Origin of the sequence: Streptomyces sp. NPDC047022 (genome assembly GCF_040644155.1) — a bacterium.
Lineage (GTDB): Bacteria > Actinomycetota > Actinomycetes > Streptomycetales > Streptomycetaceae > Streptomyces.
In genome coordinates this window covers 15666-42580 of record NZ_JBEYVV010000029.1, presented here as the reverse complement: position 1 = coordinate 42580, position 26915 = coordinate 15666, and the positions used below count along the sequence as shown (strand labels likewise).

The 26915-nt window shown below is 71.0% G+C and carries 20 protein-coding genes; 11 read left to right on the top strand and 9 right to left on the bottom strand.

From position 1 onward, the window contains the following. Positions 1-96: 96 nt before the first annotated feature. Entirely contained in the window at positions 97-1725 is a 1629-nt protein-coding gene (locus ABZ845_RS25035; protein WP_360983314.1) for an ATP-binding cassette domain-containing protein, read from the bottom strand. A 293-nt stretch (positions 1726-2018) separates the two neighbouring features. After that, complete coding sequence (locus ABZ845_RS25030; RefSeq protein ID WP_360983312.1) at positions 2019-2435, bottom strand: SsgA family sporulation/cell division regulator; 417 nt, start codon at positions 2433-2435, stop codon at positions 2019-2021. Between the two features lie 270 nt (positions 2436-2705). On the opposite strand from ABZ845_RS25030, the gene ABZ845_RS25025 reads away from it, so the two are divergent. Beyond that, positions 2706-3785: an oxidoreductase gene (locus tag ABZ845_RS25025; protein ID WP_360983311.1), complete on the top strand. Its 1080-nt coding sequence runs from the start codon at positions 2706-2708 to the stop codon at positions 3783-3785. A 47-nt stretch (positions 3786-3832) separates the two neighbouring features. Next, positions 3833-4522 carry an endonuclease V gene (locus ABZ845_RS25020; RefSeq protein WP_360983309.1) on the top strand — a complete coding sequence of 230 codons (690 nt, stop codon included), beginning with the start codon at positions 3833-3835 and terminating at the stop codon, positions 4520-4522. A 261-nt stretch (positions 4523-4783) separates the two neighbouring features. Here the strand turns inward: ABZ845_RS25020 and ABZ845_RS25015 are convergent, their stop codons facing one another. Further along, positions 4784-5959, bottom strand: a complete 1176-nt coding sequence (locus ABZ845_RS25015; protein WP_360983307.1) for a saccharopine dehydrogenase NADP-binding domain-containing protein — start codon at positions 5957-5959, stop codon at positions 4784-4786. Positions 5960-6244: 285 nt separating this feature from the next. Between ABZ845_RS25015 and ABZ845_RS25010 the strand changes: the two genes are divergently transcribed. From ABZ845_RS25010 to ABZ845_RS24995, 4 genes are all read left to right on the top strand, one after another. Next, positions 6245-7396 (top strand): CaiB/BaiF CoA-transferase family protein, encoded by a 1152-nt coding sequence (locus ABZ845_RS25010; protein WP_360983305.1) that lies wholly within the window; start codon positions 6245-6247, stop codon positions 7394-7396. 88 nt (positions 7397-7484) lie between these two features. After that, on the top strand, positions 7485-8627 hold the full coding sequence (locus ABZ845_RS25005) for an acyl-CoA dehydrogenase family protein (protein WP_360983303.1): 1143 nt from the start codon (positions 7485-7487) through the stop codon (positions 8625-8627). 21 nt (positions 8628-8648) lie between these two features. Further along, positions 8649-9863: an acetyl-CoA C-acetyltransferase gene (locus ABZ845_RS25000; protein WP_360983301.1), complete on the top strand. Its 1215-nt coding sequence runs from the start codon at positions 8649-8651 to the stop codon at positions 9861-9863. A gap of 41 nt (positions 9864-9904) precedes the next feature. After that, on the top strand, positions 9905-12085 hold the full coding sequence (locus tag ABZ845_RS24995) for a 3-hydroxyacyl-CoA dehydrogenase NAD-binding domain-containing protein (RefSeq protein ID WP_360983299.1): 2181 nt from the start codon (positions 9905-9907) through the stop codon (positions 12083-12085). A 33-nt stretch (positions 12086-12118) separates the two neighbouring features. Here the strand turns inward: ABZ845_RS24995 and ABZ845_RS24990 are convergent, their stop codons facing one another. Next, entirely contained in the window at positions 12119-12838 is a 720-nt protein-coding gene (locus ABZ845_RS24990; protein ID WP_360983297.1) for a MerR family transcriptional regulator, read from the bottom strand. A gap of 278 nt (positions 12839-13116) precedes the next feature. On the opposite strand from ABZ845_RS24990, the gene ABZ845_RS24985 reads away from it, so the two are divergent. After that, positions 13117-14583, top strand: a complete 1467-nt coding sequence (locus ABZ845_RS24985) for an amino acid permease (RefSeq protein ID WP_360983295.1) — start codon at positions 13117-13119, stop codon at positions 14581-14583. A gap of 92 nt (positions 14584-14675) precedes the next feature. Here the strand turns inward: ABZ845_RS24985 and ABZ845_RS24980 are convergent, their stop codons facing one another. Continuing rightward, complete coding sequence (locus ABZ845_RS24980; RefSeq protein WP_360983293.1) at positions 14676-16169, bottom strand: M1 family metallopeptidase; 1494 nt, start codon at positions 16167-16169, stop codon at positions 14676-14678. Positions 16170-16386: 217 nt separating this feature from the next. Between ABZ845_RS24980 and ABZ845_RS24975 the strand changes: the two genes are divergently transcribed. Both ABZ845_RS24975 and ABZ845_RS24970 read left to right on the top strand, forming a co-directional pair. Continuing rightward, entirely contained in the window at positions 16387-18333 is a 1947-nt protein-coding gene (locus ABZ845_RS24975) for a Xaa-Pro dipeptidyl-peptidase (RefSeq protein WP_360983291.1), read from the top strand. 246 nt (positions 18334-18579) lie between these two features. Then, a complete protein-coding gene (locus ABZ845_RS24970; RefSeq protein ID WP_360983290.1) occupies positions 18580-20220 on the top strand; it encodes an ABC-F family ATP-binding cassette domain-containing protein in 1641 nt (546 codons plus the stop codon). Between the two features lie 170 nt (positions 20221-20390). On the opposite strand, the gene ABZ845_RS24965 is transcribed toward ABZ845_RS24970, so the two are convergent. Together ABZ845_RS24965 and ABZ845_RS24960 are read right to left on the bottom strand one after the other, a co-directional pair. Then, positions 20391-22742 (bottom strand): Tex family protein, encoded by a 2352-nt coding sequence (locus ABZ845_RS24965; protein ID WP_360983288.1) that lies wholly within the window; start codon positions 22740-22742, stop codon positions 20391-20393. A gap of 158 nt (positions 22743-22900) precedes the next feature. Beyond that, positions 22901-23767, bottom strand: a complete 867-nt coding sequence (locus ABZ845_RS24960) for a hypothetical protein (RefSeq protein ID WP_360983286.1) — start codon at positions 23765-23767, stop codon at positions 22901-22903. Positions 23768-23825: 58 nt separating this feature from the next. On the opposite strand from ABZ845_RS24960, the gene ABZ845_RS24955 reads away from it, so the two are divergent. After that, positions 23826-24452, top strand: a complete 627-nt coding sequence (locus ABZ845_RS24955) for a DJ-1/PfpI family protein (protein WP_360983284.1) — start codon at positions 23826-23828, stop codon at positions 24450-24452. Here the strand turns inward: ABZ845_RS24955 and ABZ845_RS24950 are convergent. Then, on the bottom strand, positions 24449-25195 hold the full coding sequence (locus tag ABZ845_RS24950; protein WP_360983282.1) for an enoyl-CoA hydratase/isomerase family protein: 747 nt from the start codon (positions 25193-25195) through the stop codon (positions 24449-24451). The two genes, ABZ845_RS24955 and ABZ845_RS24950, sit on opposite strands and share 4 nt — an antisense overlap. A 291-nt stretch (positions 25196-25486) precedes the next feature. Between ABZ845_RS24950 and ABZ845_RS24945 the strand changes: the two genes are divergently transcribed. Then, a complete protein-coding gene (locus tag ABZ845_RS24945) occupies positions 25487-25996 on the top strand; it encodes an ATP-binding protein (RefSeq protein ID WP_360983389.1) in 510 nt (169 codons plus the stop codon). 33 nt (positions 25997-26029) lie between these two features. On the opposite strand, the gene idi is transcribed toward ABZ845_RS24945, so the two are convergent. Then, a complete protein-coding gene (gene idi, locus ABZ845_RS24940) occupies positions 26030-26623 on the bottom strand; it encodes an isopentenyl-diphosphate Delta-isomerase (protein WP_360983280.1) in 594 nt (197 codons plus the stop codon). Positions 26624-26915 lie beyond the last annotated feature (292 nt).

Sequence of the window (26915 nt, the reverse complement as noted above, 5' to 3'; positions counted from 1 at the left end):
TGATGCAGGCCGGGTCCCCGGGGACAAAGCCCCGGGGACCCGGCCGTGCCCGGCGGGCCTACGGACGACGCCGGGCGGAGTCCTGGGTGCCCGGACTCAGACGGCATCCTCCAGAGCCTCCGGTGACGTCTCGCTGAGTCCGCCGTCGAGCAGCAGCCAGCGGGTGATGCCGATGGACCGGAGGAACGGCAGGTCGTGGCCGGCCACGATCAGGGCGCCCTCGTACGACTCCAGGGCCGTGGTCAGCCGGCGTACGCTCGCCATGTCGAGGTTGTTGGTCGGCTCGTCGAGCAGCAGCAGTTGCGGTGCGGGTTCGGCGAGCATCAGCGCGGCGAGTGCGGCCCGGAAGCGTTCGCCGCCCGACAGGGTGCCGGCCGGCTGGTCGGCCCGTGCGCCGCGGAAGAGGAAGCGGGCCAGGCGCGCCCGGATCCGGTTGCCGGTGGCGTCCGGTGCGAACCGTGCCACGTTCTGCGCGACCGTCAGCCGGTCGTCGAGCACGTCAAGACGCTGCGGCAGGAACCGCAGCGGCACATGTGCCCTCGCCTCGCCCTCGACCGGTTCCAGTTCGCCCGCGATGGTGCGCAGCAGGGTCGTCTTGCCCGTGCCGTTGCGGCCGAGCAGCGCGATCCGCTCGGGACCGCGCAGCTCGAGGACGCCGTCCACACGCGCCCCGTGCACCAGCCGCAGATCGCGCAGCGTCAGGACCGAACGACCCGGCGGCACCGCCGTGTACGGCAGGTCGACGCGGATCTCGTCGTCGTCCCGTACCGCTTCCGCCGCCACATCGAGCCGTTCCCTGGCCTCGGCGAGCCGCTCCTCGTGCATGATGCGGTGCTTGCCCGCGGACACCTGCGCAGCACGCTTGCGGGCGCCCATGACGATCTTCGGTTCGCGCCTCTCCTCCCACATCTTCTGGCCGTAGCGCTTGCGGCGGGCCAGCTTGACCTGGGCGTCGGCCAGTTCGCGCTTCTGCTTGCGGAGGTCGGCCTCGGCCACCCGCACCATGCGTTCCGCGGCCTCCTGTTCCACGGCCAGCGCCTTCTCGTACGAGGACAGGTTGCCGCCGTGCCAGGTCACCTCCCCGGAGCGCAGATCCGCGATCTGGTCCACCAGGTCGAGGAGTTCCCGGTCATGGCTGACCACGACCAGGACCCCGGGCCACTTCTCGACCGCCGCGTACAGGCGGCGGCGGGCGTACAGGTCGAGATTGTTGGTGGGCTCGTCCAGGAGCAGCACATCCGGGCGGCGCAGCAGCAGCGCGGCCAGCCGCAGCAGGACGGACTCGCCGCCGGATACCTCGCCGAGGGTGCGGTCGAGTCCGATACGGCCGAGGCCGAGTTCGCCGAGCATGGCCTCGGCGCGCTCCTCCACGTCCCAGTCGTCGCCGACGGCGGCGAAGTGCTCCTCGCCCGCGTCGCCCGCCTCGATGGCGTGCAGCGCGGCCCTGGTCCCGGCGATGCCGAGCGCCTCGTCGACCCTCCCGGAGGTGTCGAGCGTGACGTTCTGCGGGAGCCGGCCGACCTCGCCGCCCACGCGTACGGAGCCGCCGGAGGGGGAGAGCTCACCGGCGATCAGCTTCAGGAGGGTTGACTTTCCTGATCCGTTGACGCCGACGAGCCCGGTCCGGCCGGTGCCGAAGGCGACCTGGAGGCCGTCGAAGACGGCGGTTCCGTCGGGCCAGGCGAAGGACAGGGACGTACAGGTGATGAAAGGGGTCTGTGACATGCGTGTCTCGCGTTCGCTCGAGGCGGTCGGGGGCGACATGTGTGAGACACCGCGAGGGCGAGGGCCCGCGAGCAGGGGAATGCCCGTGCCGGAGGGCGGACGGCTCGTACGCCGAGGTCGCACGCGACACACACGGACGCTCAAGGCGTCGTGTGCCGGTGTCTCCAAGACCTCAGACGAGCAACGTCCTTCTCCAATCGACGGCAACAGGACCGTCGACCACCGTAGGGACACGTGCGAGGACGGTCAACGGAATTATCGCGGGCCCCGTGCCGGGCCCGGGAGCGGAGCGTTCAGCGCGCGTCGCGCATCAGCTCCGCGAGGTCCTCGTCCAGGTTCACCTGAAGATGCTCGAAGCCCAGGGGCACCAGCTCGGTGCTGCGCTGGAGGAACCGCCGCACATCGCTCGAGTGGATATGCACCACGGCGGTGCCCTCCGGGGCGTGGAACTCCAGGACGGTGCGGTCGTAGCCGTACGGGCGCACGCGGACGTCACCGTGGCCCTCCGGGCCCTCGAGACCCGCCGAGAGAAGCTCGCGGGCGAAGGTCCAGCAGACCTCGACGCCCTCCAGCGTGGCCGGTGCGGGGAAGGTCATACGGACCGCGAACGGATCGCGCCGGTCGTAGTGGAGCGTGGCCGGAATGCTCGGCATCCGCGGAGCTGCGGCGACGAGACGGGCCTCCACGGGCTGCTCGATGAGGGTGGACAACGCCTTGCTCCCTTGTGACGGCTGAACGGACTACGGGCGGTTGAGGCACGGCACGTGAAGAGACGATGGAATCGGCCGATGCGTGCATATGAATTGCGAGTGACCTCTGTCACCGGATTCATGTGATGTGGCGACCACGAGCCCCCGGTGGCGTCGGACGGCGGTGGAACGGACATCCGGGAAGACACCCGGCGGGGGCGCGCGGTTCCCGGACAGAGGCCATCTGGACGACTCAGGGGGAGTGCACTAGCTTCGCCCGCCATGACGGGCATGGGGAACACGAGACGTACGGGCAGAGCGGTGGCCGTGGGACTGTGCGCGGCGGCCCTCGCCGCACTGTCGGTGGCACCCGCGCGGGCGCACGAAGCCCCGCGGCCGGCGCCGCACTGGCAGCTCAAGGACAGCGGCACGGACGTGCGCTTCCGGGGACTGTCCGCGGTCGGCCGGGACACCGCGTGGCTGGCCGGAGCCAAGGGAACCGTGCTGCGCACCACCGACGGCGGCGCGCACTGGCGGAACGTATCGCCACCGGGAGCAGCGGATCTGGAATTCCGCGACGTGGAGGCGTTCGACGCGCGGCACGCCGTGGTTCTGGCCATCGGGGAGGGCGAGGCGTCCCGGGTGCTGCGCACCGATGACGGCGGCGCGACCTGGACCGAGACCTTCCGCAACACCGACCCCGCCGCGTTCTACGACTGCCTCGCCTTCTTCGACCGCCGCCACGGGCTGGCCGTGAGCGACCCGGTCGACGGGAGGTTCCGCATCCTCTCCACCAGCGACGGCGGCCGGTCCTGGACGGTCCTGCCGGCCGCGGGGATGCCCGAAGCCCAGGCCTCGGAGGCCGGGTTCGCGGCGAGCGGCCAGTGCCTGGTCACGTCGGGGCCGCGCGATGCCTTGCTGGCCACGGGAGGCGGCGCTCACGCGCGCGTGCTGCACTCCGGCGACCGCGGACTGCACTGGACGGCCGCGGACACGCCCCTGCCGGCGGGCGATCCGGCACGTGGTGTCTTCGCGCTCGCCTTCCGCGACCGCGCGCACGGTATCGCGGTCGGGGGCGACTACCGTGCCGACCAGTCGTCACCGCAGGCGGCGGCCGTGTCCGCGGACGGGGGCCGTACGTGGACGACCTCGGCCGAGCCGCCGCCCGCCTACCGCTCCGGTGCCGCCTGGCTCCCGCACAGCCGCGGGGCCGCGCTGGCCGTGGGGCCGACCGGCACCGACCTGACCACGGACGGCGGCCGTACCTGGAGGACCGTCGACACCGGCTCGTACGACACCGTGGACTGCGCCCCGGACATGGGCTGCTGGGCCTCGGGCGAGAAGGGGCGGGTGGCCCGCTTGGAGCCCTGACGCCGTCCGCGACCCCCGGCCGGCGGGGCCGTAGGCTCGGCACCACCATGACGACCGTACGCGTACCCGCGGGCTGGCCCGCGACCGAAGACGAAGCCCGCGCCGCGCAGGACGAGTTGCGCGGCCGGGTGATCCTCGACGAGCCCGGGCCGCCGCCGGGCACCGGCCTGGTGACGGGGGTCGACGTCGCCTACGACGACGAGCGCGGCGTGGTCGCGGCGGCGGCCGTCGTCCTGGACGCAGCCACGCTCGCCGTGGTCGCCGAGGCCACCGCCGTCGGGGAGGTGTCCTTCCCCTACGTCCCCGGCCTGCTCGCGTTCCGCGAGATCCCCACGGTCCTGGCCGCCCTCGAAGCGCTGCACCGCGAACCGGGACTGGTCGTCTGCGACGGATACGGCCTCGCCCACCCGCGCCGCTTCGGTCTGGCGAGCCACCTCGGCGTCCTCACCGGGCTGCCCACCATCGGAGTGGCCAAGAACCCCTTCATCTTCACCTACGCGGAACCGGCCGCCGAGCGCGGCAGCGCGACCCCCTTGCTCGCGGGCGCCGACGACGTCGGGCGGGCCCTGCGCACCCGGACGGGCGTCAAGCCGGTCTTCGTCTCGGTGGGACACCGTGTGAGCCTCGAAGGTGCCTGCGCCCATACGCTCGCGCTCACCCCGGAGTACCGCCTCCCCGAATCCACCCGCCGCGCGGACGCCCTGTGCCGCCAGGCCCTCAGGGACGCGGTTTCCTGAGGCCGTTGTCCCGGGGCGGATGCCTGAGTGGAGCGGCGCCGGGGCATGCCCCGGCGGTTCGTCCGGGGGACTCGACCTCGTCGGCGCGAGCGCCCGCAAGCACCGGCACTTCGGACCGACGGGGGCTCGGACCGCCCGGCCGGACGCTGCCTGCGCCCGGCCGGCGCCCGGAGCTTGCCGCCGACCGGTCGGTGCCGGACAGCTGCCGTCGGAATGCCGTCGGAATGCCGTCGGACTCCCGTCCGGCACCGGACGGGACGGCTACCGCCGTGCCGCCGTACGGAACGTGATGCCCGCGGCGCGGAGGCGGTCGATGAGGGCGTCGCCCATCGCCTGCGCGGTCGTCACCTGACCGGACGTCCCCGGCAGGTCGTCGAACGCAAGACTCAGCGCCGCCTCGGCGAACATCTTCGCCGTCTCGTCGTACCCCGGGTCACCGCCCGCGACCTCCGTGAACACGCGCTGCCCGCCGCCCTCGCCCACGAACCGCACCGAGAACCAGCTCTTGGCCCGCCGCTCGGGACTCGGGCCCTGACCGGGCCGGTACCGGTCCGACAGCCAGCGCCGCGCGGGCGGCACCTGGGCCGCCGCCACCAGCGCGGTCACGGCGGCGACACCGCCCAGAGCGAAGGGCAGGGTCTCGACCGCCGCGTAGTGCCGGTAGCGGAAGTCGGGCCCGTAGCACTCCAGCGCCCGCGCCGACCGCCGCACCACCTGCGCGTCGATGGTGGGCAGGGGCAGAGCCCAGGCCCCGACCTCCTTCGCGAACCGGGGCACGCCCAGCGGGGCCTGCACCCGCCGCCCCGGCAGGCGCGGCTCGTGGCGCGCGCGGTCCCGGGCCGCGGCCAGCATCTGCGGCCCGCGCGCGGCCTGGCCGAGCGCGGATGCGAGTGTTCCGCCCGAGACGCGTGCCTCCGTGCGGACGAATCCGTCGACCGTCAGCGGCACCCCTTCCGGGAGCTGCCGCACGGTGAAGTACGCGCCCAGGTCGTGCGGAACGGAGTCGAACGCGGCGGAGTGCACGAGCCGCGCGCCGGTCTCCCGCGCGCGTGCGTCGTGCCGCACGTACATGAGGTCCACGAACTCCGTCTCGCCGCACAGGTCGAGATAGTCGGTGCCCGCGTCGGCGCAGGCCGCCACCAGTTCCTCGCCGTACTCGAGATAGGGACCGACCGTGGTCGCGAGCACGCGTGTGCCGCGGGCGAGCTCGAGCAGCGAGCCAGGATTCGACACGTCCGCGCGCAGCACCTCGGGCCCGTTCTTGCCCGTGAGGCGGTCCCGCAGGCGCTCGAGCTTGGCGGTGCTGCGGCCCGCGATCGCCCAGCGCAGCCCGTCGGGCGCGTGCGCGTCGAGGTACTCCGCGGTGAGCTCACCCACGAAACCGGTGGCTCCGAACAACACGATGTCGTACGCGCGATCCGACTTAAGCCTGCTCATGACACCTCTCAGCTCTCAGCTTCACGGCCGCCCAGGGCGCGCCCCGACTCTCAACCCGCGCCGTTGCCGGTGGCCGAGGCTAGCGTGAGCCGTGGACGGCGTGACGGCGAGGTCCGTGGGCGGCGGGGTCCCGGCAGTGTCGGCGTGGTTCCGGGAGGTCGGCCACACAGGTGCCCGGGAATTTGAGTAAGCGCTTGCTCGTTTACCTATTGCCGAGACTGCAACACGTTCTTAACATCGTCAGTGTCACATCGGTTGTGTCATGAAGCTGAGGCTGGGGGCCGGATGGCAGTGGCAGGGAAGACGCCGGGGCACGGCCCCCTCGCCGGCGTGCGCGTCGTCGAACTCGCGGGCATCGGGCCGGGCCCGTTCGCGGCCATGCTCCTCGCCGACCTGGGCGCGGATGTCGTCCGCGTGGACCGCCCTGGCGGCGGGGGACTGGGGATCGATCCGGCGTACGACATCACGAACCGCAACAAGCGCTCGGTGATCGTCGACCTGAAGTCCGACGACGGCCGGGCCCGTGTCCTGGACCTGGCCGAACGTGCCGACATCCTCATCGAGGGGTACCGCCCCGGCGTGGCCGAACGTCTCGGCGTCGGCCCCGACGCCTGCCGCGCCCGCAACCCGGAACTCGTCTACGGGCGGATGACCGGCTGGGGCCAGGACGGGCCGCTCGCCCCGCGCGCCGGGCACGACATCGCCTATATCGCGGTCACCGGCGCGCTCGGCATGATCGGCGACGCGGACGCCCCGCCCGCGGTCCCCGCCAACCTCCTCGGCGACTACGCGGGAGGCTCGCTGTACCTGGTCACCGGTGTCCTCGCCGCGCTGCACCACGCGCGCGCGACCGGCGAGGGTCAGGTCGTGGACGCGGCCATCGTCGACGGCACGGCACATCTGACATCCATGATCTACGGCATGCTCGCGGCCGGCAGCTGGCAGGACCGGCGCCGCGCCAACCTCCTCGACGGCGGCTGCCCGTTCTACGGCACCTATGAGACGGCCGACGGGCAGTACATGGCGGTGGGAGCCCTCGAAGAGCAGTTCTACGACGAGTTCGTGGACCTGCTCGGCCTCGGTGTCACGGAGCAGATCCCGGCCCGCGCGGACGCCGCCCGCTGGGACGAGCTGCGCGAGGCGGTCGCTGCCCGCTTCAAGACCCGTACGCGCGACGAGTGGACCGCGGTCTTCGAGGACTCCGACGCCTGCGTCGCCCCTGTCCTGTCGCTGCGCGAAGCCCCCGCGCACCCCCATCTCGCCGCCCGGGGCACCTTCACCGACCACGGCGGAATCACCCAGCCGGCGCCCGCACCCCGCTTCTCGGCCACCCCCGCGTCCGTGCGCAGCGGACCCGCGCGGCCCGGCGCCGACACCGAGGACGTGGCGCGCGACTGGGACGTACCCCGGCTGACGCGGGATTGGGAGGGTGACTGATGCAGCTCCCGATCCGCTCCGGCCGGACCGGAGCCCAAGCGGCAGCCCGGGATGGCCGGAAGCCGGCTGCGAGGAGGGGACAGACCCCATGAAACGGCAGATCTACACCGACGACCACGAGGCGTTCCGCGGGACCGTGCGCGCCTTCCTGGCCAAGGAGGTGCTGCCCCACTACGAGCAGTGGGAGAAGGACGGCATCGTCTCCCGCGACGCGTGGCCGGCCGCGGGCAGGCAGGGACTCCTCGGGCTCGCCGTACCCGAGGAGTACGGGGGCGGTGGGACGCCTGACTTCCGCTACAGCGCCGTACTCGTAGAGGAGTTCACGCGCGCCGGGGCCTCCGGGCTCGCGATCGGGCTGCACAACGACATCATCGGGCCGTATCTGACGGGCCTCGGCACCCAGGAGCAGAAGCGGCGCTGGCTGCCCGGGTTCTGCGACGGCTCGCTGATCACCGCCATCGCGATGACCGAGCCCGGCGCCGGGTCCGACCTCCAGGGCATCAGGACCCGCGCCGAGGACAAGGGCGACCACTGGCTGCTCAACGGCTCCAAGACCTTCATCTCCAACGGCATCCTCGCCGACCTGGTGATCGTCGTGGCCCGTACGACCCCGGAGGGCGGGGCGCACGGACTCTCGCTGTTCGTGGTGGAACGCGGCATGGCGGGCTTCGAGCGCGGCAAGAACCTCGACAAGATCGGCCAGAAGGCGCAGGACACGGCCGAGCTGTTCTTCAACGATGTGCGCGTGCCGAAGGAGAACCTCCTCGGCGAGCTGAATGGCGCCTTCGGGCACCTGATGACGAACCTCGCGCAGGAGCGGCTGAACATCGCGGTCGCCGGGATCACCGCGGCCGAGCACCTGCTGGAGATCACGACGGAGTACGTCAAGGAACGCGAGGCGTTCGGACGTCCCCTCGCCAGGCTCCAGCACATACGCTTCGAGATAGCCGAGATGGCCACCGAGTGCGCCGTCACCCGCGCCTTCCTCGACCGCTGTATCGCCGACCATGCGGACGGCGCACTCGACGCCGTGCACGCCTCCATGGCCAAGTGGTGGGCGACCGAACTGCAGAAGCGGGTGGCGGACCGCTGTCTGCAACTACACGGTGGCTACGGCTATATGACCGAGAACCGTGTCGCCAGGGCCTTCACCGACGGCCGCATCCAGACCATCTACGGCGGGACCACCGAGATCATGAAGGAGATCATCGGTCGCTCCCTGCTCGGCTGACCCTCCCCGAAAGGCTTAACCGTGAGCACCGAAGCGTACGTGTACGACGCGATCCGCACCCCGCGAGGTCGCGGCAAGGCCAGTGGCTCCCTCCACGGCACCAAGCCCATCGACCTGGTGGTCGGGCTCATCCATGAGGTCCAGCGGCGGTTCCCGGACCTCGACCCGGCCGCGATCGACGACATCGTGCTCGGTGTCGTGGGGCCGGTCGGCGACCAGGGCTCGGACATCGCCCGCATCGCCGCCATCGCCGCCGGGCTCCCGGACACCGTGGCCGGCGTCCAGGAGAACCGGTTCTGCGCGTCCGGTCTGGAGGCCGTCAACATGGCCGCCGCAAAGGTGCGCTCCGGCTGGGAGGACCTGGTGCTCGCGGGCGGCGTGGAGTCGATGTCCCGGGTGCCCATGGCCTCGGACGGCGGCGCCTGGTTCGCCGACCCGATGACCAACATGGAGACGAACTTCGTCCCGCAGGGCATCGGCGCCGACCTCATCGCCACCATCGAGGGCTTCTCACGGCGGGACGTCGACGAGTACGCCGCGCTGTCCCAGGAGCGTGCCGCCGCCGCCGTCAAGGACGGCCGCTTCGAGAATTCCGTGGTCCCGGTGATGGACCGCAGCGGACTCGTCGTCCTCGACCACGACGAGTTCATCCGCCCGGGCACGACCGCCGACTCGCTCGCCAAGCTGAAGCCGTCGTTCGCCGACATCGGCGAGCTCGGCGGATTCGACGCGGTCGCGCTGCAGAAGTACCACTGGATCGAGCAGATCGACCACGTCCACCACGCGGGCAACTCCTCCGGCATCGTGGACGGCGCCTCGCTCGTCGCCATCGGCTCCAAGGAGGTAGGCGAGCGGTACGGTCTGCGGCCGAGGGCCCGGATCGTCTCGGCCGCGGTGTCCGGCTCGGAGCCCACGATCATGCTGACCGGGCCGGCCCCGGCCACCCGCAAGGCGCTCGCCAAGGCGGGCCTGTCGATCGACGACATCGACCTGGTCGAGATCAACGAGGCGTTCGCCGCCGTCGTGCTCCGCTTCCTCAAGGACATGGGCCTCTCGCTCGACAAGGTCAACGTCAACGGCGGCGCCATCGCGCTCGGCCACCCGCTGGGCGCGACCGGGGCGATGATCCTCGGCACGCTCATCGACGAACTGGAGCGGCAGGACAAGCGGTACGGGCTGGCCACGCTGTGCGTGGGCGGCGGCATGGGCATCGCCACCGTCATCGAGCGCGTCTGACCTCCCCCGACGGATCGAACGGATCATACGGAGCACCCCTGATGAGCACTGAATCCACCACCATCCGCTGGGAGCAGGACGACACCGGGATCGTCACCCTCGTCCTGGACGACCCCAACCAGTCCGCGAACACCATGAACGCGGCGTTCCGCGAGTCCCTCGCCGCCGTCGCCGACCGGCTCGAAGCCGAGAAGGACTCGATCCGGGGCGTCATCTTCACCTCCGCCAAGAAGACCTTCTTCGCGGGCGGCGACCTGCGTGACCTCATCCAGGTCACCCCCGAGACCGCCCAGGACATGTTCGACGGCGGCCTTGCCATCAAGCGCAACCTGCGCCGCATCGAGACCCTCGGCAAGCCGGTCGTCGCGGCCATCAACGGCGCCGCCCTCGGCGGCGGCTTCGAGCTCGCGCTCGCCTGTCACCACCGCGTCGCCCTCGACACCTCCGGCACCAAGATCGGCTGCCCCGAGGTCACCCTCGGTCTGCTCCCCGGCGGCGGCGGAGTCGTGCGCACCGTGCGCCTGCTGGGCATCGCCGACGCCCTGCTGAAGGTCCTCCTGCAGGGCACGCAGTACAACGCGCGGCGTGCCCAGGAGAACGGCCTCGTCCACGAGGTGGCGGCAACTCCCGAGGAGATGCTGGCCAAGGCCCGCGCCTTCATCGAGGCCAACCCCGAGTCCCAGCAGCCCTGGGACAAGCCGGGCTACAAGATCCCGGGCGGTACGCCGTCCAACCCGAAGTTCGCGGCCAACCTGCCCGCGTTCCCGGCCAGCCTCAAGAAGCAGCTGAACGGCGCCCCCTACCCGGCCCCGCGCAACATCCTCGCGGCGGCCGTCGAGGGCTCCCAGGTCGACTTCGAGACCGCCCAGGTCATCGAGACCCGCTACTTCACCGAGCTGGCCGCCGGGCAGACCTCGAAGAACATGATCCAGGCGTTCTTCTTCGACCTCCAGGCCGTCAACTCCGGCGCCAACCGCCCGCAGGGCATCGAGCCCCGCAAGGTCCGCAAGGTCGCCGTCCTCGGCGCCGGGATGATGGGCGCGGGCATCGCCTACTCGTGCGCCCGCGCCGGCATCGAGGTCGTCCTCAAGGACGTCTCCGCGGAGGCCGCCGCCAAGGGCAAGGGCTACTCCGAGAAGCTGTGCGCCAAGGCGGTCGCCAAGGGGCGTACGACCCAGGAGAAGGCGGACGCCCTGCTCGCCCGGATCACGCCCACCGCCGAGGCCGCCGACCTCGCGGGCTGCGACGCCGTCATCGAGGCAGTGTTCGAGGACCCGGCGCTCAAGCACAAGGTGTTCCAGGAGATCCAGCACGTCGTCGAGCCCGACGCGCTGCTGTGCTCCAACACCTCGACCCTGCCGATCACCGTGCTCGCCGAGGGCGTGGAGAGGCAGACCGACTTCATCGGACTGCACTTCTTCTCGCCCGTCGACAAGATGCCGCTGGTCGAGATCATCAAGGGCGAGCGGACCGGTGACGAGGCCCTGGCACGCGCCTTCGACCTGGTCCGGCAGATCAACAAGACCCCGATCGTGGTCAACGACTCGCGCGGCTTCTTCACCTCCCGAGTCATCGGCCACTTCATCAACGAGGGCGTCGCGATGGTCGGCGAGGGCATCGAGCCCGCCTCCATCGAGCAGGCCGCGGCCCAGGCGGGCTACCCGGCCAAGGTGCTGTCCCTGATGGACGAGCTGACGCTCACCCTGCCGCGCAAGATCCGCAACGAGTCGAAGCGGGCCGTCGAGGAGGCGGGCGGCACCTACACGCCGCACCCGGCCGAGGCCGTCATCGACAAGATGGTGGACGAGTTCGGGCGCCCCGGCCGCAGCGGCGGAGCGGGCTTCTACGAGTACGGCGAGGACGGCAGGCGCGGCAAGCTCTGGCCCGGCCTGCGTGAGCACTTCACCAAGCCCGGCCACACGGTCCCGTTCGAGGACATGAAGGAGCGCATGCTGTTCTCCGAGGCGCTGGACACCGTCCGGCTCCTGGAGGAGGGCGTGCTGACGTCCGTGGCCGACGCCAACATCGGCTCGATCTTCGGCATCGGTTTCCCCGGCTGGACCGGTGGCATCCTGCAGTACATCAACGGCTACGAGGGCGGCCTTCCCGGCTTCGTAGCCCGCTCCCGCGAGCTCGCCGAGCGCTACGGCGAGCGGTTCACGCCGCCCGCGCTGCTGGTGGAGAAGGCGGAGAAGGGGGAGCGGTTCACCGACGCCCGCTGACGCGGGCCCACGCTGCTGCGGGACACGCCAGGGTCAGGAGGAGTCCCCTGCGGGTCCCGCGTCCGGCAGCCAGGTGCGCAGCTCCTCCTTCAGGGAGCGCTGGAAAGCGGTGAGCAGCGCCTGGACCACCAGTGGATGCATGTGCGCGGAAAGGGACTTCACGTCTGTGGAGTCCCTTTCCGCCACCTCGTCGCGAAACATCCGGGACAGCTCCTGCGCCACCGCGCGCGAGTGCTCCACGAGGACACCGCGGGCGGCCAGGATCGTCTCGAGTCCGAGAGGCACGTCGAGAAGCCGGACCCCGAGGCGCAGCAGACCTGGATCCACGCGGTACGCACCGTCGCCGGACGCCACGGCCACACTCATCGCCGCGAGCCGCGCCATGTCCTCCGGGGCCAGCGCCCGGCCGGCGCGCCGCTCCAGGTCCTCCTGGGTCATCGTCTCCACCGTGTCCGGCGCCCAGGACGCCACGACGGCTCGGTGGATCGCCAGGTCGCGTGCGCTGAGACCGGCCGGAAGCTGGTGCAGATAGCGTTCGATCGCCGCCAGGGTCATGCCCTGCTGCTGAAGCTCCTCGATGAGCTCCAGCCGGGCCAGATGCCCAGCACCGTAGCGACCCACGCGCCGGGGACCGATCGAGGGCGGCGGAAGCAGCCCCTTGGCGGTGTAGAAGCGCACGGTACGGACCGTGACGCCCGCTTGCGCGGCCAGCTCGTCCACGGTGAGCGTCGGCTCATCGGTCTCCGTCGTCATGTACAGCAGTATCGCTGTCCCACCAACACTGTGACACCTGCCGGGACGCCGCACGGCAAAGTGAAGAACAGGTGACGGCCATGCGGCGGGCGGCCGATGATCAGGCGTCGATCATGTGAGAAGCGCCGCGCTGTGACGTGTGCCACCGCGTACGTGTGATCTCTCAGGGAAGGTGGCTCCTTGGTCTGTACCGCGTCAGTGCGCGGGCAGGACCAAAGCCTTTCCGTAGACCCGTGCGACACCCCTGCGCCCGGGCGCACCAGGGAGTAGATCCACTCTTGAGCAAGGACGCCGTGAACACGGTTGCGGTCGCATCGCACCAGGATGCCGCCGCGATGCCCGCGGACGCGGGCGACGCCGGGTACAGCAAGGACCTGAAGGCACGCCACGTCAACATGATCGCGATCGGTGGAGCCATCGGCACCGGTCTCTTCCTCGGCGCCGGCGGCCGGCTGCACAACGCCGGTCCCGCCCTGGCGATCGCCTACCTGATCTGCGGTGTCTTCGCCTTCTTCGTCGTCCGCGCGCTGGGCGAGCTGGTCCTGTACCGGCCGTCGTCCGGGTCGTTCGTGTCCTACGCCCGTGAGTTCCTCGGCGAGAAGGGCGCGTACGTCGCCGGCTGGATGTACTTCCTCAACTGGTCGACCACGGGTATCGCCGACATCACGGCGATCGCGCTCTACACGCACTACTGGAGTTTCTTCACCTCCATCCCGCAGTGGGTGCTCGCCCTCGCGGCCCTCGCGGTGGTCCTCTCCGTGAACCTGATCTCGGTGAAGATCTTCGGCGAGATGGAGTTCTGGTTCGCGATCATCAAGGTCGCCACGCTGGTGGCCTTCATGTTCATCGGTATCTTCCTGCTGGCCACCCAGCACGAGGTGGGCGGCCACAAGCCCGGTCTGAACGTGATCACCGACCATGGCGGTGTCCTGCCGCACGGCGTCCTGCCCGTGGTCCTGGTGATGCAGGGCGTGATCTTCGCCTACGCGGCCCTGGAGCTGGTCGGCGTCGCCGCCGGTGAGACGGCCGAGCCGGAGAAGGTCGTCCCGCGCGCGGTGAACTCGATCATGTGGCGCGTGGGCCTGTTCTACGTCGGCTCCGTGGTCCTGCTGGCCCTGCTGCTGCCGGGCTCGGTGTACTCCGGCGACGAGAGCCCCTTCGTCACCGTGCTGTCGAAGATCGGTGTCCACGGCGCCGGCGATGTGATGAACCTGGTCGTCCTCACCGCCGCCATGTCATCGCTGAACTCCGGTCTGTACTCCACCGGCCGCATCCTGCGCTCCATGGCCGTGGCGGGCTCCGCGCCGAAGTTCACGGCGCGCATGAACCGCAACCAGGTCCCCTACGGCGGCATCCTGCTGACCTGCGCGGTGTGTGTGCTCGGGGTCGTGCTGAACTACCTGATGCCGGACCAGGCCTTCGAGATCGTCCTGAACGTCGCGTCCCTCGGCATCATCAGCACCTGGGTGATCATCATGGTCTGCCACCTGGTCTTCGTGCGCCGCGCCAAGGCCGGCCTGGTGACGCGGCCGTCGTTCCGGCTGCCCGGCAGCCCGGTCACGGAGATCGTCACCATCGCCTTCCTGCTGGCGGTGCTCGGCCTGATGTGGAACGACCCCGATGTCGGCCGCAAGACGCTGATGCTCGTGCCGGTGATCGGCGTGCTGCTCGTCGGCGGCTGGTTCGCCCTGCGCCGCGGGATCGCGGACGCCACGGACCAGGAGCTGAGCGAGCTCACGAAGTGAGCGAGCCCATGAAGTAGCGGTCGACCCCTCGTCGTCGCGCGGAGTCCGGACCGGGACGAACCGGTCCGGACTCCGGGTTTTCCCGTGGCCGGTCAACCCGAGTGGACGTCGTTCGTCGCCTCGATCCGCGCCCACGACCTGGGCCGGACCGGTCCGGTGGCCGCCCTGGCGACGGCCACGCCGCGCGCCGCTGCCGCCGCCGGCTTGGACGGCTGGAACAGCCAGGTGTCGAAGAGCGAGGCCAGCGGCTTCCCGGACACCTTCTCCGCGTACGTCTGGAAGTCCGCGACCGAGGCGTTGCCGTACGCGTGCTCCTTGGGCCAGCCCTTCAGGATGGCGAAGAACGCGTCCTCACCGACCGTGTTCCGCAGCGCCTGGATGGCGAGCGCGCCCCGGTCGTAGACCGCGGCGTCGAACTGGTCGTCGGGGCCGGGGTCGCCGGGCTTGACGGTCCAGAACGCGTCACCTGCCGTGTGCGAGGCGTACACGTAGTCCGCCAGCTGCTGTGCCGTGCCCTCGCCCTCGTGTTCGGACCACAGCCACTGCGCGTACCGGGCGAAGCCCTCGTTGATCCAGATGTCCTTCCAGCCCTTGAGCGACACATCGTCGCCGTACCACTGGTGCGCCAGCTCATGGACGACGACCGAGGTGTTCGAGCCGTTCGCGAACTGCTTGGGGCTGTAGTACACGCGGGTCTGGGTCTCCAGCGCGTACCCGGTGGTCGTGTTCGGGACGTACCCGCCCACCGAGTCGAAGGGGTAAGGGCCGAAGTAGCCGGTCAGCCAGTCGACCAGCTCCCCGGTCCGCTCCACGCTCGCCCGCGCCGCCCCGTCGTTGTCGCCCAGGTCCTTGCTGTAGGCGTTGATCACCGGGACGCCGGCCGCCGTCTTCCCGGTCGTGATGTCGAACTTCCCGATCGCCAGCGTGGCGAGGTAGGTCGCCTGGGGCTTGGCGGACCTCCAGTTGTAGCGGGTCCAGCCGCGCGCCGGACTCGTCGACTGGAGGGTGCCGTTCGAGAGCGCCTGGGTGCCGTCCGGGACGGCCACCGAGACGTCGAACGTCGCCTTGTCGAGCGGGTGGTCATTGCTCGGGAACCACCACCACGCCGACTCCGGTTCGTCCGCCGCGACCGCGCCGTCCGGGGTGCGGTGCCACGCGGTGAAGCCGTACGCGCTCTTCGTGGACGGCACCCCGCTGTAGCGGACCACGACGGTCAGCGGCGTCCCCTTCGGCAGCGGAGCGGCCGGGGTGATCACCAGCTCGTGCTGACCCGACGTGGTGAACGCGGCCTTCGCGCCGTTCACCCGCACCTCGCTCACATCGAGCAGGAAGTCCAGGTCGAAGCGGGACAGGTCCTGCGTGGTGGTGGCGAGGACGGTTGCCGTGCCCTGGAGTTCGTCCGTGCGCGGCTGGTAGGTGAGCCTCAGGTCGTAGTGCGAGACGTCGTATCCGCCGTTGCCGTAATCCGGGTAGTAGGGGTCGCCGATACCGGGAGCACCGGGCTGGAAGTCGGCCGCCGACGCCGGGATCGCCAGCAGCAGGGAGGCCGCCGCCAGCGCGCCCGGGGCGATGAGTCTGCGGTGCACTAGAGCTCCAAGTCGTAGGGGCCTCAGGTCTGTTCGGACCCTATTCAGACCTCCCACCCCGGGACGTGTCCATGGCGCCTGCCGTCACACGATCGCCATCCGGCCGTCATGGACGCACGTGCCCCGTCGGCCATTCCCGGCCATCTGTTCCCGCCCGCCCCGCGTGTCGGCAGTTGTCCTCTTCTGTGCGGGAGTTGACCCCTGTACCGTCCCGCGCATGCCGACACGCACGCGCTTGACCATCTGGAGAACGCTCGTGACGGCGGCCACGGCGATCCTGCTGGCCGCCTTTCTCATTCCCCGGGCCACCGCCCACGGTGCGCCGCCGGAGAGCCGGCCCGTGTACTCGTACGAGAGCGCCATCCGTGAGTCCGTCTGGGTGGACACCGGCCTCGACGGCGACGCGGACGGCAAGGCCGACCGGGTCGCCGTCGACATCGTCAGGCCTCATGAGCCCGCCGCACAGGGCCGCAAAGTCCCCGTGATCATGGACGCCAGCCCGTACTACTCCTGCTGCGGGCGCGGCAACGAGAACCAGACCAAGACGTACGACGCCGGGGGCCATGTCGTCCGGATGCCGCTGTTCTACGACAACTACTTCGTGCCGCGCGGCTACGCCTTCGTGGGTGTCGACCTGGCCGGAACCAGTCGCTCCGACGGCTGCGTCGACGCCGGCGGCCGGTCCGACGTCCAGTCCGCCAAGGCCGTGGTCGACTGGCTGAACGGCCGGGCGAAGGGCTACACCTCCCGCACCGGCGGCACCTCGGTCAAGGCGTCCTGGACCAACGGCAGAACCGGCATGATCGGCAAGAGCTGGGACGGCACCATCGCGAACGGCGTGGCCGCCACCGGCGTCGAGGGCCTGAGGACCATCGTGCCGATCAGCGCCATCTCCTCCTGGTACGACTATTACTTCGCCAAGGGCGCGCCCCTGTACGGCTCGGGGCCCGACTGGCTCTCCCACTATGTCGAGAGCCCCGGCGCCCGCGCGCGGTGCGCCGCCGAGCAGCAGCGGCTGGTGGACGGGGCGCCCCGCACCGGCGACTGGACTCCACTGTGGAGCGACCGCGACTACGTGAAGGACGCGGGCAAGGTCAAGGCGAGCGTCTTCCTCGTACACGGCATGCAGGACCTCAACGTGCGCACCAAGAACTTCGGCCAATGGTGGACGGCTCTCGCCAAGAACGGAGTCCAGCGCAAGATCTGGCTCTCCCAGACCGGTCATGTCGACCCCTTCGACTACCGGCGCACGAACTGGGTGGAGACCCTGCACCGCTGGTTCGACCATGAACTCCTCGGCTACGACAACGGCATCGACCGTGAGCCCATGGCCGACATCGAGCGCCACCCCGACCAGTGGGTCACCTCCGGGACCTGGCCGCCGGCGGGCACGGCGGCGACCGTACTGCGTCCGGGAGAGGGCGCCCGGGCGGGCGTGGGCACGCTCGGACAGCGGTCCGGCAGGGGCACCGAGACCTTCACCGACGACCCGAAGCTGAGCGAGAGCGACTGGGCGGCGCACATCGACGAGTCCACCCCGGCCAAGGCCGGCTTCGTCACCGGGCCCCTGTCGAAGGATCTGCGGGTGTCCGGCTCCTCCACGGTGACCGTCACCGTCACGCCGACCACCTCCGCGGCCCGTCTCTCCGCCGTGCTGGCCGACATCGGCCCGGACACGATCCGCGACTACAACGGCTCCGGCGAGGGCATCACCACGCTCACGAACCGCACCTGCTGGGGTGCGAGCACCGCCGGGGACAGCGCCTGCTACAAGGCCACCCAGGCCGACACGACCGGTGTCGACCGCACCGTCTTCAGCCGCGGCTGGGCCGACCTCGGCCACTACGCCTCTGACCGCAAGGGCGTCCCGCTCACCCCGGGCAAGGCGTACACCATCACTCTCGACCTGGGCGCCACCGACCACGTCGTACCGAAGGGCCACCGCCTCGCCCTGATCGTCGCGGGCACCGACAGGGACCTGATCGACCCGCCGGCCGGCACTCCCACGCTGACCGTCGAGCTGTCCCGAACGTCGGCGCACGTGCCGCTGGTCGGAGGGGCCGGCGCGTTCGCCCGCGCCGTCTCCGGACCCCGGTCGGCCGTGCCCGGGACCGACGCCCGGGAGGGCGCACGGTTCCGGCACACGGCCCGGCGCGTCCCGTAGGCCCACCCAGACGCGCGAGGGAGCCGGGCGCACCGGCCGGCTCCCTCGCGCGAAAGACCAGTGCTCCGCGAAAGACCAGTGCCCCGCGAAAGACCAGTGCGCGAAAGACCAGTGCTCCGCGAAAAACCAGTGCGCGAAAGACCAGTGCTCCGCGAAAAACCAGTGCTCAGCGCTCGCCAGTGCCCCGGCGGACAACGATTGCGCGCGGCGAACGTTGCCTGTCGGGGCACTAGGATCGTCGGTCTGATGACTGCCACACTTGTCGCCAAGGACCTCGCCGCCGGCCACGGCGACCGCTCCCTCTTCTCCGGGCTGGACCTCGTGGTCGCACCCGGGGATGTGATCGGACTCGTCGGAGCCAACGGGGCGGGCAAGTCCACACTGCTGCGGTTGCTCGCCGGACTGCTCCCTGCGGAGCGGGGCGAACTTCGGCTGTCCCCGCCGGCCGCGACCGTCGGCCATCTGCCGCAGGAGCCGGACCGCAGGCCGGGCGAGTCGGTACGGGACTTCCTGGCGCGCCGCACGGGGGTGGCGCACGCGCAGCGCCTGATGGACGAGGCGACACAGGGCCTGGTCGACGGGACCGAGGGCGCCGACGACGCGTACGCCGCGAGCCTGGAGCGCTGGCTGGGTCTCGGCGGCGCCGATCTCGACGAGCGCGCCGAGGACGTCGCGGGCTCGCTCGGCCTTGGCGTCGGCCTCGACCAGCCCATGACCTCCCTCTCGGGCGGCCAGGCGGCCCGCGCGGGCCTCGCCTCGCTGCTGCTGTCCCGCTACGACGTGTTCCTTCTGGACGAGCCGACGAACGACCTCGATCTGGACGGCCTGGAGCGCCTGGAACGCTTCGTCGGCGGCCTGCGCGCCGGGACCGTGGTCGTCAGCCACGACCGCGAGTTCCTCACCCGCACGGTCACCAAGGTCCTCGAACTCGACCTGGCCCAACGGGAGATCAACCTGTACGGCGGCGGATACGAGGCGTACCTGGAGGAGCGGGAGACCGCCCGGCGGCACGCCCGGGAGGACTACGAGGAGTTCGCCGACAAGAAGTCCGCCCTCCAGGACCGGGCCCGGATGCAGCGCTCCTGGATGGACAAGGGCGTGAAGAACGCGCGCCGCAAGGCGGGCAGCGACAACGACAAGATCGGCCGCAAGTTCCGCAGCGACGCCAGCGAGAAGCAGGCCGCCAAGGCCCGGCAGACCCAGCGCATGATCGAGCGTCTGGAGGCCGTCGAGGAGCCCCGCAAGGAGTGGGAGCTGCGCATGGAGATCGCGGCGGCCCCGCGGTCCGGCGCGGTCGTCGCCACGCTCCGGGACGCGGAGGTGCGGCGCGGCGACTTCACGTTCGGACCGGTCTCCCTGCAGCTCGACTGGGCGGACCGGGTGGCGGTGACGGGCGCCAACGGGGCGGGCAAGTCGACGCTGCTCGGCGCGCTGCTCGGCCGTGTCCCGCTGGACGCGGGGCATGCCGCCCTGGGCTCGGGTGTCCTGGTCGGGGAGGTCGACCAGGCCCGCGCGGTCTTCCATGGCCCGCAGGCCCTGCTGGACGCGTTCTGCGCGGCGGTCCCGGACGTGGAACCGGTCGACGTGCGCACCCTGCTGGCCAAGTTCGGCCTGAAGTCCGATCATGTGCTGCGACCGGCGGCGACGCTGTCCCCGGGGGAGCGCACGCGCGCCGCTCTGGCGCTGCTTCAGGGCAGGGGTGTCAATCTGCTGGTGCTCGACGAACCGACCAACCACCTTGACCTCCCGGCCATCGAGCAGCTGGAAGCGGCGCTGGACACCTATGAGGGCACGTTGCTTCTGGTCACCCATGACCGGCGGATGCTGGATGCGGTACGGGTGACGCGGCGCCTTGCGGTGGCGGACGGCAAGGTGACCGAACACTGAGCGCGCGAACCCGCCGGTGCGGGGCGGGCTTTTGCGCAGCTCCCCGCGCCCCTTGGCGGGGTGAGTTGTCGCCCGCGGGCGGTCGTGGTTGTTCGCGGGGTTCCCCGCGCCCCTGAATGCGCGGGTTCTGCCCCCTGCCGCTCAGCGGCAGGGGGCAGAACCCGTCGGGCTCAGCGGCGGCCCTTGTCCGAGTTCAGGAGGCCTGCGCGGCGCAGGGCGTCGGCCATCGCGCTGTTCGCCGGGGGCGGCGCCTGGCGGGAAGCGCCGCCCTGGCGGTTCTGCCGCTGCTGCGGTGGACGGCCCCCGCGCTGCTGGCGACCGCCGCCGCCCTGCTGGGGAGCCGCCTCGTCCTCCAGACGCAGCGTCAGAGAGATCCGCTTGCGCGGGATGTCTACGTCCAGAACCTTCACCTTGACGATGTCGCCCGGCTTCACCACGTCCCGCGGGTCCTTGACGAACGTCTTCGACATCGCGGAGACATGCACCAGGCCGTCCTGGTGGACGCCGACGTCCACGAACGCGCCGAAGGCCGCCACGTTCGTCACCACGCCCTCAAGGATCATCCCGGACGACAGGTCGGAGAGCTTCTCGACGCCCTCCTTGAACGTGGCCGTCTTGAAGGCGGGACGCGGGTCGCGCCCCGGCTTCTCCAGCTCCTTCAGGATGTCGGTCACCGTCGGCAGACCGAACGTCTCGTCCACGAACTCCGTCGGCTTGAGCGAGCGCAGCACCGACGTGTTCCCGATCAGCGCGGCCACCTCCTGGCCCGAGGTCTTCACCATGCGCCGCACGACGGGGTACGCCTCCGGGTGCACGCTGGAGGCGTCCAGCGGATCGTCGCCGCCCCGGATCCGCAGGAAGCCCGCGCACTGCTCGTACGCCTTGGGGCCGAGCCGTGCCACGCCCTTCAGCTGCGAGCGCGAGGTGAACGGACCGTTGGCATCACGGTGCGCCACGATGTTCTCCGCGAGGCCCGAGGAGATTCCGGAGACCCGGGCGAGCAGCGGGGCCGACGCCGTGTTGACGTCCACGCCCACGCCGTTCACACAGTCCTCGACCACCGCGTCCAGCGAACGCGACAGCTTCACCTCGGACAGGTCGTGCTGGTACTGGCCGACACCGATGGACTTCGGGTCGATCTTCACCAGCTCGGCGAGCGGGTCCTGCAGGCGGCGGGCGATGGAGACCGCGCCGCGCAGCGACACGTCCATGTCCGGCAGCTCCTGCGAGGCGAAGGCGGAGGCCGAGTACACCGAGGCACCCGCTTCCGACACCATCACCTTGGTGAGCTTCAGCTCCGGGTGCTTGGTGATCAGTTCACCGGCGAGCTTGTCGGTCTCCCGCGACGCCGTGCCGTTGCCGATCGCGACCAGGTCGACCGCGTGTTCCTTGGCCAGGCGCGCCAGCTTGGCGATGGCCTCGTCCCACTTGTTGGCCGGAACGTGCGGGTAGATGACGTCCGTGGCCACCACCTTGCCGGTCGCGTCCACCACCGCGACCTTCACACCCGTGCGGAAGCCGGGGTCCAGGCCCAGCGTCGCGCGCGTGCCGGCCGGAGCGGCGAGCAGCAGGTCGCGCAGGTTCGCCGCGAAGACCGACACCGCCTCGTCCTCGGCGGCCGTGCGCAGCCGGAGCCTGAGGTCGATGCCGAGATGCACCAGGATGCGGGTGCGCCAGGCCCAGCGGACCGTGTCGGCGAGCCACTTGTCGGCGGGGCGCCCGCGGTCCGCGATCTGGAAGCGGTGCGCCACCATCCCCTCGTACGAAGACGGGCCCTCCGTCGCCTCCTCCGGCTCCAGGACGAGGTCGAGGACCTCCTCCTTCTCGCCGCGCAGCATGGCGAGAACGCGGTGCGAGGGCAACTCGGTGAACGGCTCGGCGAAGTCGAAGTAGTCGGCGAACTTGGCGCCCGCCTCCTCCTTGCCCTCACGGACCTTGGCGGCGAGGCGTCCGCGCACCCACATCCGCTCGCGCAGCTCGCCGATCAGGTCGGCGTCCTCCGAGAACCGCTCGGTGAGGATCGCCCGAGCGCCCTCGAGCGCGGCCCCCGGGTCGGCCACCCCCTTGTCGGCGTCGACGAAGGCGGCCGCCGCGGCGAGCGGCTCGACCGACGGGTCGCCGAGCAGTCCCTCGGCCAGGGGCTCAAGGCCGGCCTCGCGTGCGATCTGCGCCTTCGTGCGCCGCTTCGGCTTGAACGGCAGGTAGATGTCCTCCAGGCGCGCCTTGGTCTCCGCGCCCCGGATCCGGGCCTCCAGTTCCCCGGTCAGCTTGCCCTGCTCGCGCACCGACTCCAGGATCGCCGCGCGCCGCTCCTCCAGCTCCCGCAGATAGCGAAGCCGCTCCTCGAGCGTGCGCAGCTGCGCGTCGTCGAGCATCTCGGTCGCTTCCTTGCGGTAGCGGGCGATGAAGGGCACCGTGGAGCCGCCGTCGAGCAGCTCGACCGCGGCCTTCACCTGCCGTTCCCGTACGCCGAGCTCCTCGGCGATCCTGCCTTCGATGGACCCTACGAGGGGTGTAGCCACGATCCCGTACCGCCTTCTCCACTGAGGTTGCGCGGCAATTGTGGCAGGTCGCACCGACAACAAGGGATCAGGGCGAGGACATGGCCGACTTACGGACCGCAAGGAGCAGCGCGTATCACCCGTACGGCGTGCCGGACAGGGTCGGCGCCCCGGTCAGCTCAGCCCTTGCCGATCATGTTCTCCGGGAAGGCCCCGGCCGCGCGCGCCTTGGCCAGCAGTCCGCCCGCCAGTTCGGTGAGCCGCTCGACGCCCGCGGCGCCCAGGTGTTCGTACGGTGCGCGGTCCAGCCGGTCCGTTTCGGCCTCGATCTCCCGGCGCAGCGCGGTGCCCGTGTCCGTCAGCTCGCCTTCGGCGTCGAGCAGCCCGCGTTCGCGCAGCCGCCCGGACGCCGCGTCCCAGTCCTGCACGCTCCAGCCGCGCGTGGCAAGAGCCCACTTGGGAGCCATGCCCTTGCCCGTGGCGGTGTGTGTCACCAGGGCATCCACCGGGCCGAGTTCCACGCCCAGCAGGACCGCCAGATGGCCGTCTCCGCGGTGCTCGCGCAGCAGGGTGGCCGCGTGCCAGAACGCGAGGTGGGGCTCTTCGGGAACGGGTAGATCGGCGTGCGCCGCATACAGGGGGCGCGCGTGCCCGGTGCACGCCTCGGCCGCGCGCAGCGCGAGCTCCGCCGCTTCGGCCATCTCCTTGGACGCGACGGTCTCTTCGCCGAGCAGCCGCCTGAGTGTCGCGTCCACGGCGCGGAGGCGGGCCGCGAGCACCGTGCCGGGGGAGGCGTCCTCCCAGACGGCGGGCACATGGCGTGCCACCCGTTCGGGCGAGAAGTTGTAGAACGTGGCCGTCACCGTGCCCGCGCCCACCGGACCCATCGGGGCGGACCGCACCGCGAAGTACGCGGCCTCCCGGTCGGTGATTCCCACGGCGGTCAGTTCGCGTGCCAGATCCGGTGAGAAGTAGTGCGTCGAGTGCAGCGGGTTGATCATGTTGTGGCAGCGCCGCCCGGCGCGCTCCGGCAGGGGAGTGGTCATGACGGTCAGGTTACCGACTGGTTGGTACGCCGGGAACCATGGCGGGAAGGGAATCCCCATGCAGATCGCGATCGTCCTCTACGACCGGTTCACCGCCCTCGACGCCGTGGGCCCCTACGAGACCCTCGGCCGCCTCCCCGGCGCGGAAACCGTCTTCATCGGCGAACGGACCGGGCCTGTGCGCACCGACACCGGGGCCCTCGCACTGGTCGCCGACAAGACCCTCGCCGAGGTGGCACGACCCGACCTGGTGGTCGTACCCGGCGGCCCCGGGCAGAGCGCGCAGATGGAGAACGAGACCCTCCTCGGCTGGCTGCGCGCGGCCGACGCCACGAGCACCTGGACGACCTCCGTGTGCACCGGCTCTCTGCTGCTGGCCGCCGCGGGACTCCTGAACGGGCGCCGGGCCACCTCGCACTGGCTGGCCCTGGACGTCCTCGGCCGCCTCGGCGCCCGACCAACCGGCGAGCGCGTCGTGTTCGACGGCAAGTACGTCACCGCCGCCGGTGTCTCCTCCGGCATCGACATGGGACTCACGCTGCTCGGCCGTATCGCGGGTGACGAGCAGGCCCGGACCGTGCAACTGATGACCGAGTACGACCCGCGGCCGCCCTATGACGCCGGGTCCCCGCACAAGGCGCCCGCCCACCTCGTGGAGAAGTGCCGCGAGGACAGCCGCTTTTAGGACTCGGGCCATGTGAATTGCGGCTTCCTGCGTTCCAGGAAGGCGCTGACGCCCTCCGCGACGTCGCCGCTGCCGCGTGCGTGCGCGGTCCAGTAGGCGTCCCGGTCCACTCGGCCGTTCGCGAAGTCCTTGGCGGCTGCCTGGGTGAGCCGCGAGCGGGACGCCAGGACGTGCGTGAACTCGGCGACGCGCTGGTCGAGGCCGCCCTCGGGCAGCACCTCCTCCAGCAGCCCGGTCCGCAGCGCTCGGTTTGCGTCGACCAACTCGGCCGAGAACAGCAGGTACTTGGCGGCTCCGGGGCCCACCAGGGACGCCAGCCGGCGGGTGGAGGACGCCGGGTAGACGATCCCCAGCTTGGCGGGCGTCACCCCGAACAGCGCGCCCTCCTCGGCGAATCGCAGGTCGCAGGCGGCCGCGAGCTGAACCCCGCCTCCCACGCAGTGGCCTTGGACCGCCGCCAGGGTGGGCTTGGGGAACGCCGCCAGCGCCTCCTCGGCCAGCACCGCCAGATGCTGCGCCTTCTCCGGCGCCTCGACCAGACTTGAGATGTCGGCGCCCGCGCAGAAGGTCCTGCCCTCGCCCCTGAGCACAAGCACCCGGACGGCCGGATCGGTGGCCAGCCTGCCGAGCAGCGGCGGCAGCGCCTCCCACATGGCGGCCGTCATGGCGTTCCGCTTCTGCGGATGATGGATGACGGCGGTGGCGACCCCGTCCTCGACTCGGTGCAGCAGTTGCGGCTCCATATGGTGGATGCTATCCGCACCCCCCGGACCTGCGATCAAGAAGGGCACGACGCCGGGCGTGCGACCGACCGGGCGACGGGCCGGGCGACGGACGCGGAACCCGTACAACCCGAAGAGTTCCGAAGTCGCCGCGAGGTGCGGCAGGTCCGGTCATCCGCCCGTCCATGTCATGCGCGGGCGGTCAGAAGCCGTCGATACCGGCTGACTTCTGTTCAGTCATTCGGGACGGACCAGCGCATTCCCAACACTCGACGTGTGGTGACAATCGAGCGCGAGGGTGGCGACCGGACGATGGACGACCGAGGGCGGGGGTCCGGCCCGCGCCCTGAGAGTGACGGGACCGGACCGGAGGGCCTCAGAGCCCCGGGACCGCTGCCGTATGAGGGGGTGTGGCGGTTCACAGCCGCCGCCGTGGACGCCTCGGTGCCGCAGGCGCGGCACGCCGTCCGGGACCTGCTCGCCCGCCAGGGCGTGCCCGCCTCGGACGACACCGTGCAGGCACTGCTGCTGATCGTGTCGGAACTGGCCACCAACGCCGTGAGGCACGCGGCGGTACTGTCGCCGACGCTCGCCGTGGAGGTCGCCGTCGGTCCCGAGTGGGTGCGTCTGTCGGTGGAGGACGAGCACCCCTACCGCCCCAGCGCCCTGGAGACCGACCACGGACGCACCGGCGGCCGTGGTCTGCTCCTGGTCCGCGAGGTCACCCGGGAGGCGGGCGGGGTGTGCGACGTCGAGCACACCGCGAGCGGCGGCAAGGTGATCTGGGCCGCCCTGCCGCTCAAACAACCCGGCTTCGTGTGAGGCGGCTTCGCGTGAGGCTCGGTGGCCTTCGGGTCACCAGCCCACGGACGCGCCGGTCAGCTCCCTGATCGCCGGACGCGCCGCGTCCAGGACCGTCATGAACCACGACGAGAACGTGTCCTTCGCGTGCCGCTGAGCCAGCTCCTCGGCGGTCACGAAGGCCGTCGCCCCGACCTCCGCCGGGTCCGGCCGCAGGGGAGTCTGCACCAGCCCGACGAACAGGTGGTTGTACTCCTGCTCCACGAGGCCGGACGCCGGGTCGGGGTGGTTGTAGCGGACGGTGCCCGCCTCCGCCATCAGCGACGGCGATACCCCCAGCTCCTCGTACGTGCGCCGGGCCGCCGCCGCGAACGGTGCCTCGCCCGGGTACGGGTGCCCGCAGCAGGTGTTCGACCAGACACCGGGGGAGTGGTACTTGCCCAGCGCCCGCTGCTGGAGCAGCAGCCGCCCGCGTTCGTCGAAGAGGAACACCGAGAACGCCCGGTGCAGCTGCCCTGGCGGTTGATGGGCGGCGAGCTTCTCCGCCGTGCCGATCGTGGTCCCGTTCTCGTCGACGAGCTCCAGCAAGATGACCTCGGCGCTGCCGTTCTGGGAACGGTACGTCGCGGTGGCAGGTGTGATCGGCATACCCATCCTTCGCATCGGTTGTCCAGCCCCAAGTCTGCCGTACGAATCCGGCACTCCCGGCACTTCGTCACTCCGCGCATGTCCCGCATGGCGCTCCGTAACACCCTGAGCGTGTCGCCCTCGCCCCCCTGCCGACCACGACAAGACCCTTCAGCCTATGCCCGCGCGGTGAACATGCTCCCTGTCCGTGCGGTCACGTGGACGGTGGTGTGAACACCGAGGGGGCAAGGGTGCCTGTCGGCACCAATGACGATCAAAGGGTGCTTGTCGGTATCAATGATGACCAACGCTC

What these genes read in the sequence shown, in the direction of transcription:
- ABZ845_RS25035 (WP_360983314.1), bottom strand. Translation starts at nt 1,725, where the DNA reads ATGTCACAGACCCCTTTCATCACCTGTACGTCCCTGTCCTTCGCCTGG.
- ABZ845_RS25025 (WP_360983311.1), top strand. Translation starts at nt 2,706, where the DNA reads ATGGGGAACACGAGACGTACGGGCAGAGCGGTGGCCGTGGGACTGTGC.
- ABZ845_RS25020 (WP_360983309.1), top strand. Translation starts at nt 3,833, where the DNA reads ATGACGACCGTACGCGTACCCGCGGGCTGGCCCGCGACCGAAGACGAA.
- ABZ845_RS25015 (WP_360983307.1), bottom strand. Translation starts at nt 5,959, where the DNA reads ATGAGCAGGCTTAAGTCGGATCGCGCGTACGACATCGTGTTGTTCGGA.
- ABZ845_RS25010 (WP_360983305.1), top strand. Translation starts at nt 6,245, where the DNA reads ATGGCAGTGGCAGGGAAGACGCCGGGGCACGGCCCCCTCGCCGGCGTG.
- ABZ845_RS25005 (WP_360983303.1), top strand. Translation starts at nt 7,485, where the DNA reads ATGAAACGGCAGATCTACACCGACGACCACGAGGCGTTCCGCGGGACC.
- ABZ845_RS24995 (WP_360983299.1), top strand. Translation starts at nt 9,905, where the DNA reads ATGAGCACTGAATCCACCACCATCCGCTGGGAGCAGGACGACACCGGG.
- ABZ845_RS24990 (WP_360983297.1), bottom strand. Translation starts at nt 12,838, where the DNA reads ATGACGACGGAGACCGATGAGCCGACGCTCACCGTGGACGAGCTGGCC.
- ABZ845_RS24975 (WP_360983291.1), top strand. Translation starts at nt 16,387, where the DNA reads ATGCCGACACGCACGCGCTTGACCATCTGGAGAACGCTCGTGACGGCG.
- ABZ845_RS24970 (WP_360983290.1), top strand. Translation starts at nt 18,580, where the DNA reads ATGACTGCCACACTTGTCGCCAAGGACCTCGCCGCCGGCCACGGCGAC.
- ABZ845_RS24960 (WP_360983286.1), bottom strand. Translation starts at nt 23,767, where the DNA reads ATGACCACTCCCCTGCCGGAGCGCGCCGGGCGGCGCTGCCACAACATG.
- ABZ845_RS24955 (WP_360983284.1), top strand. Translation starts at nt 23,826, where the DNA reads ATGCAGATCGCGATCGTCCTCTACGACCGGTTCACCGCCCTCGACGCC.
- ABZ845_RS24950 (WP_360983282.1), bottom strand. Translation starts at nt 25,195, where the DNA reads ATGGAGCCGCAACTGCTGCACCGAGTCGAGGACGGGGTCGCCACCGCC.
- ABZ845_RS24945 (WP_360983389.1), top strand. Translation starts at nt 25,487, where the DNA reads ATGGACGACCGAGGGCGGGGGTCCGGCCCGCGCCCTGAGAGTGACGGG.
- idi (WP_360983280.1), bottom strand. Translation starts at nt 26,623, where the DNA reads ATGCCGATCACACCTGCCACCGCGACGTACCGTTCCCAGAACGGCAGC.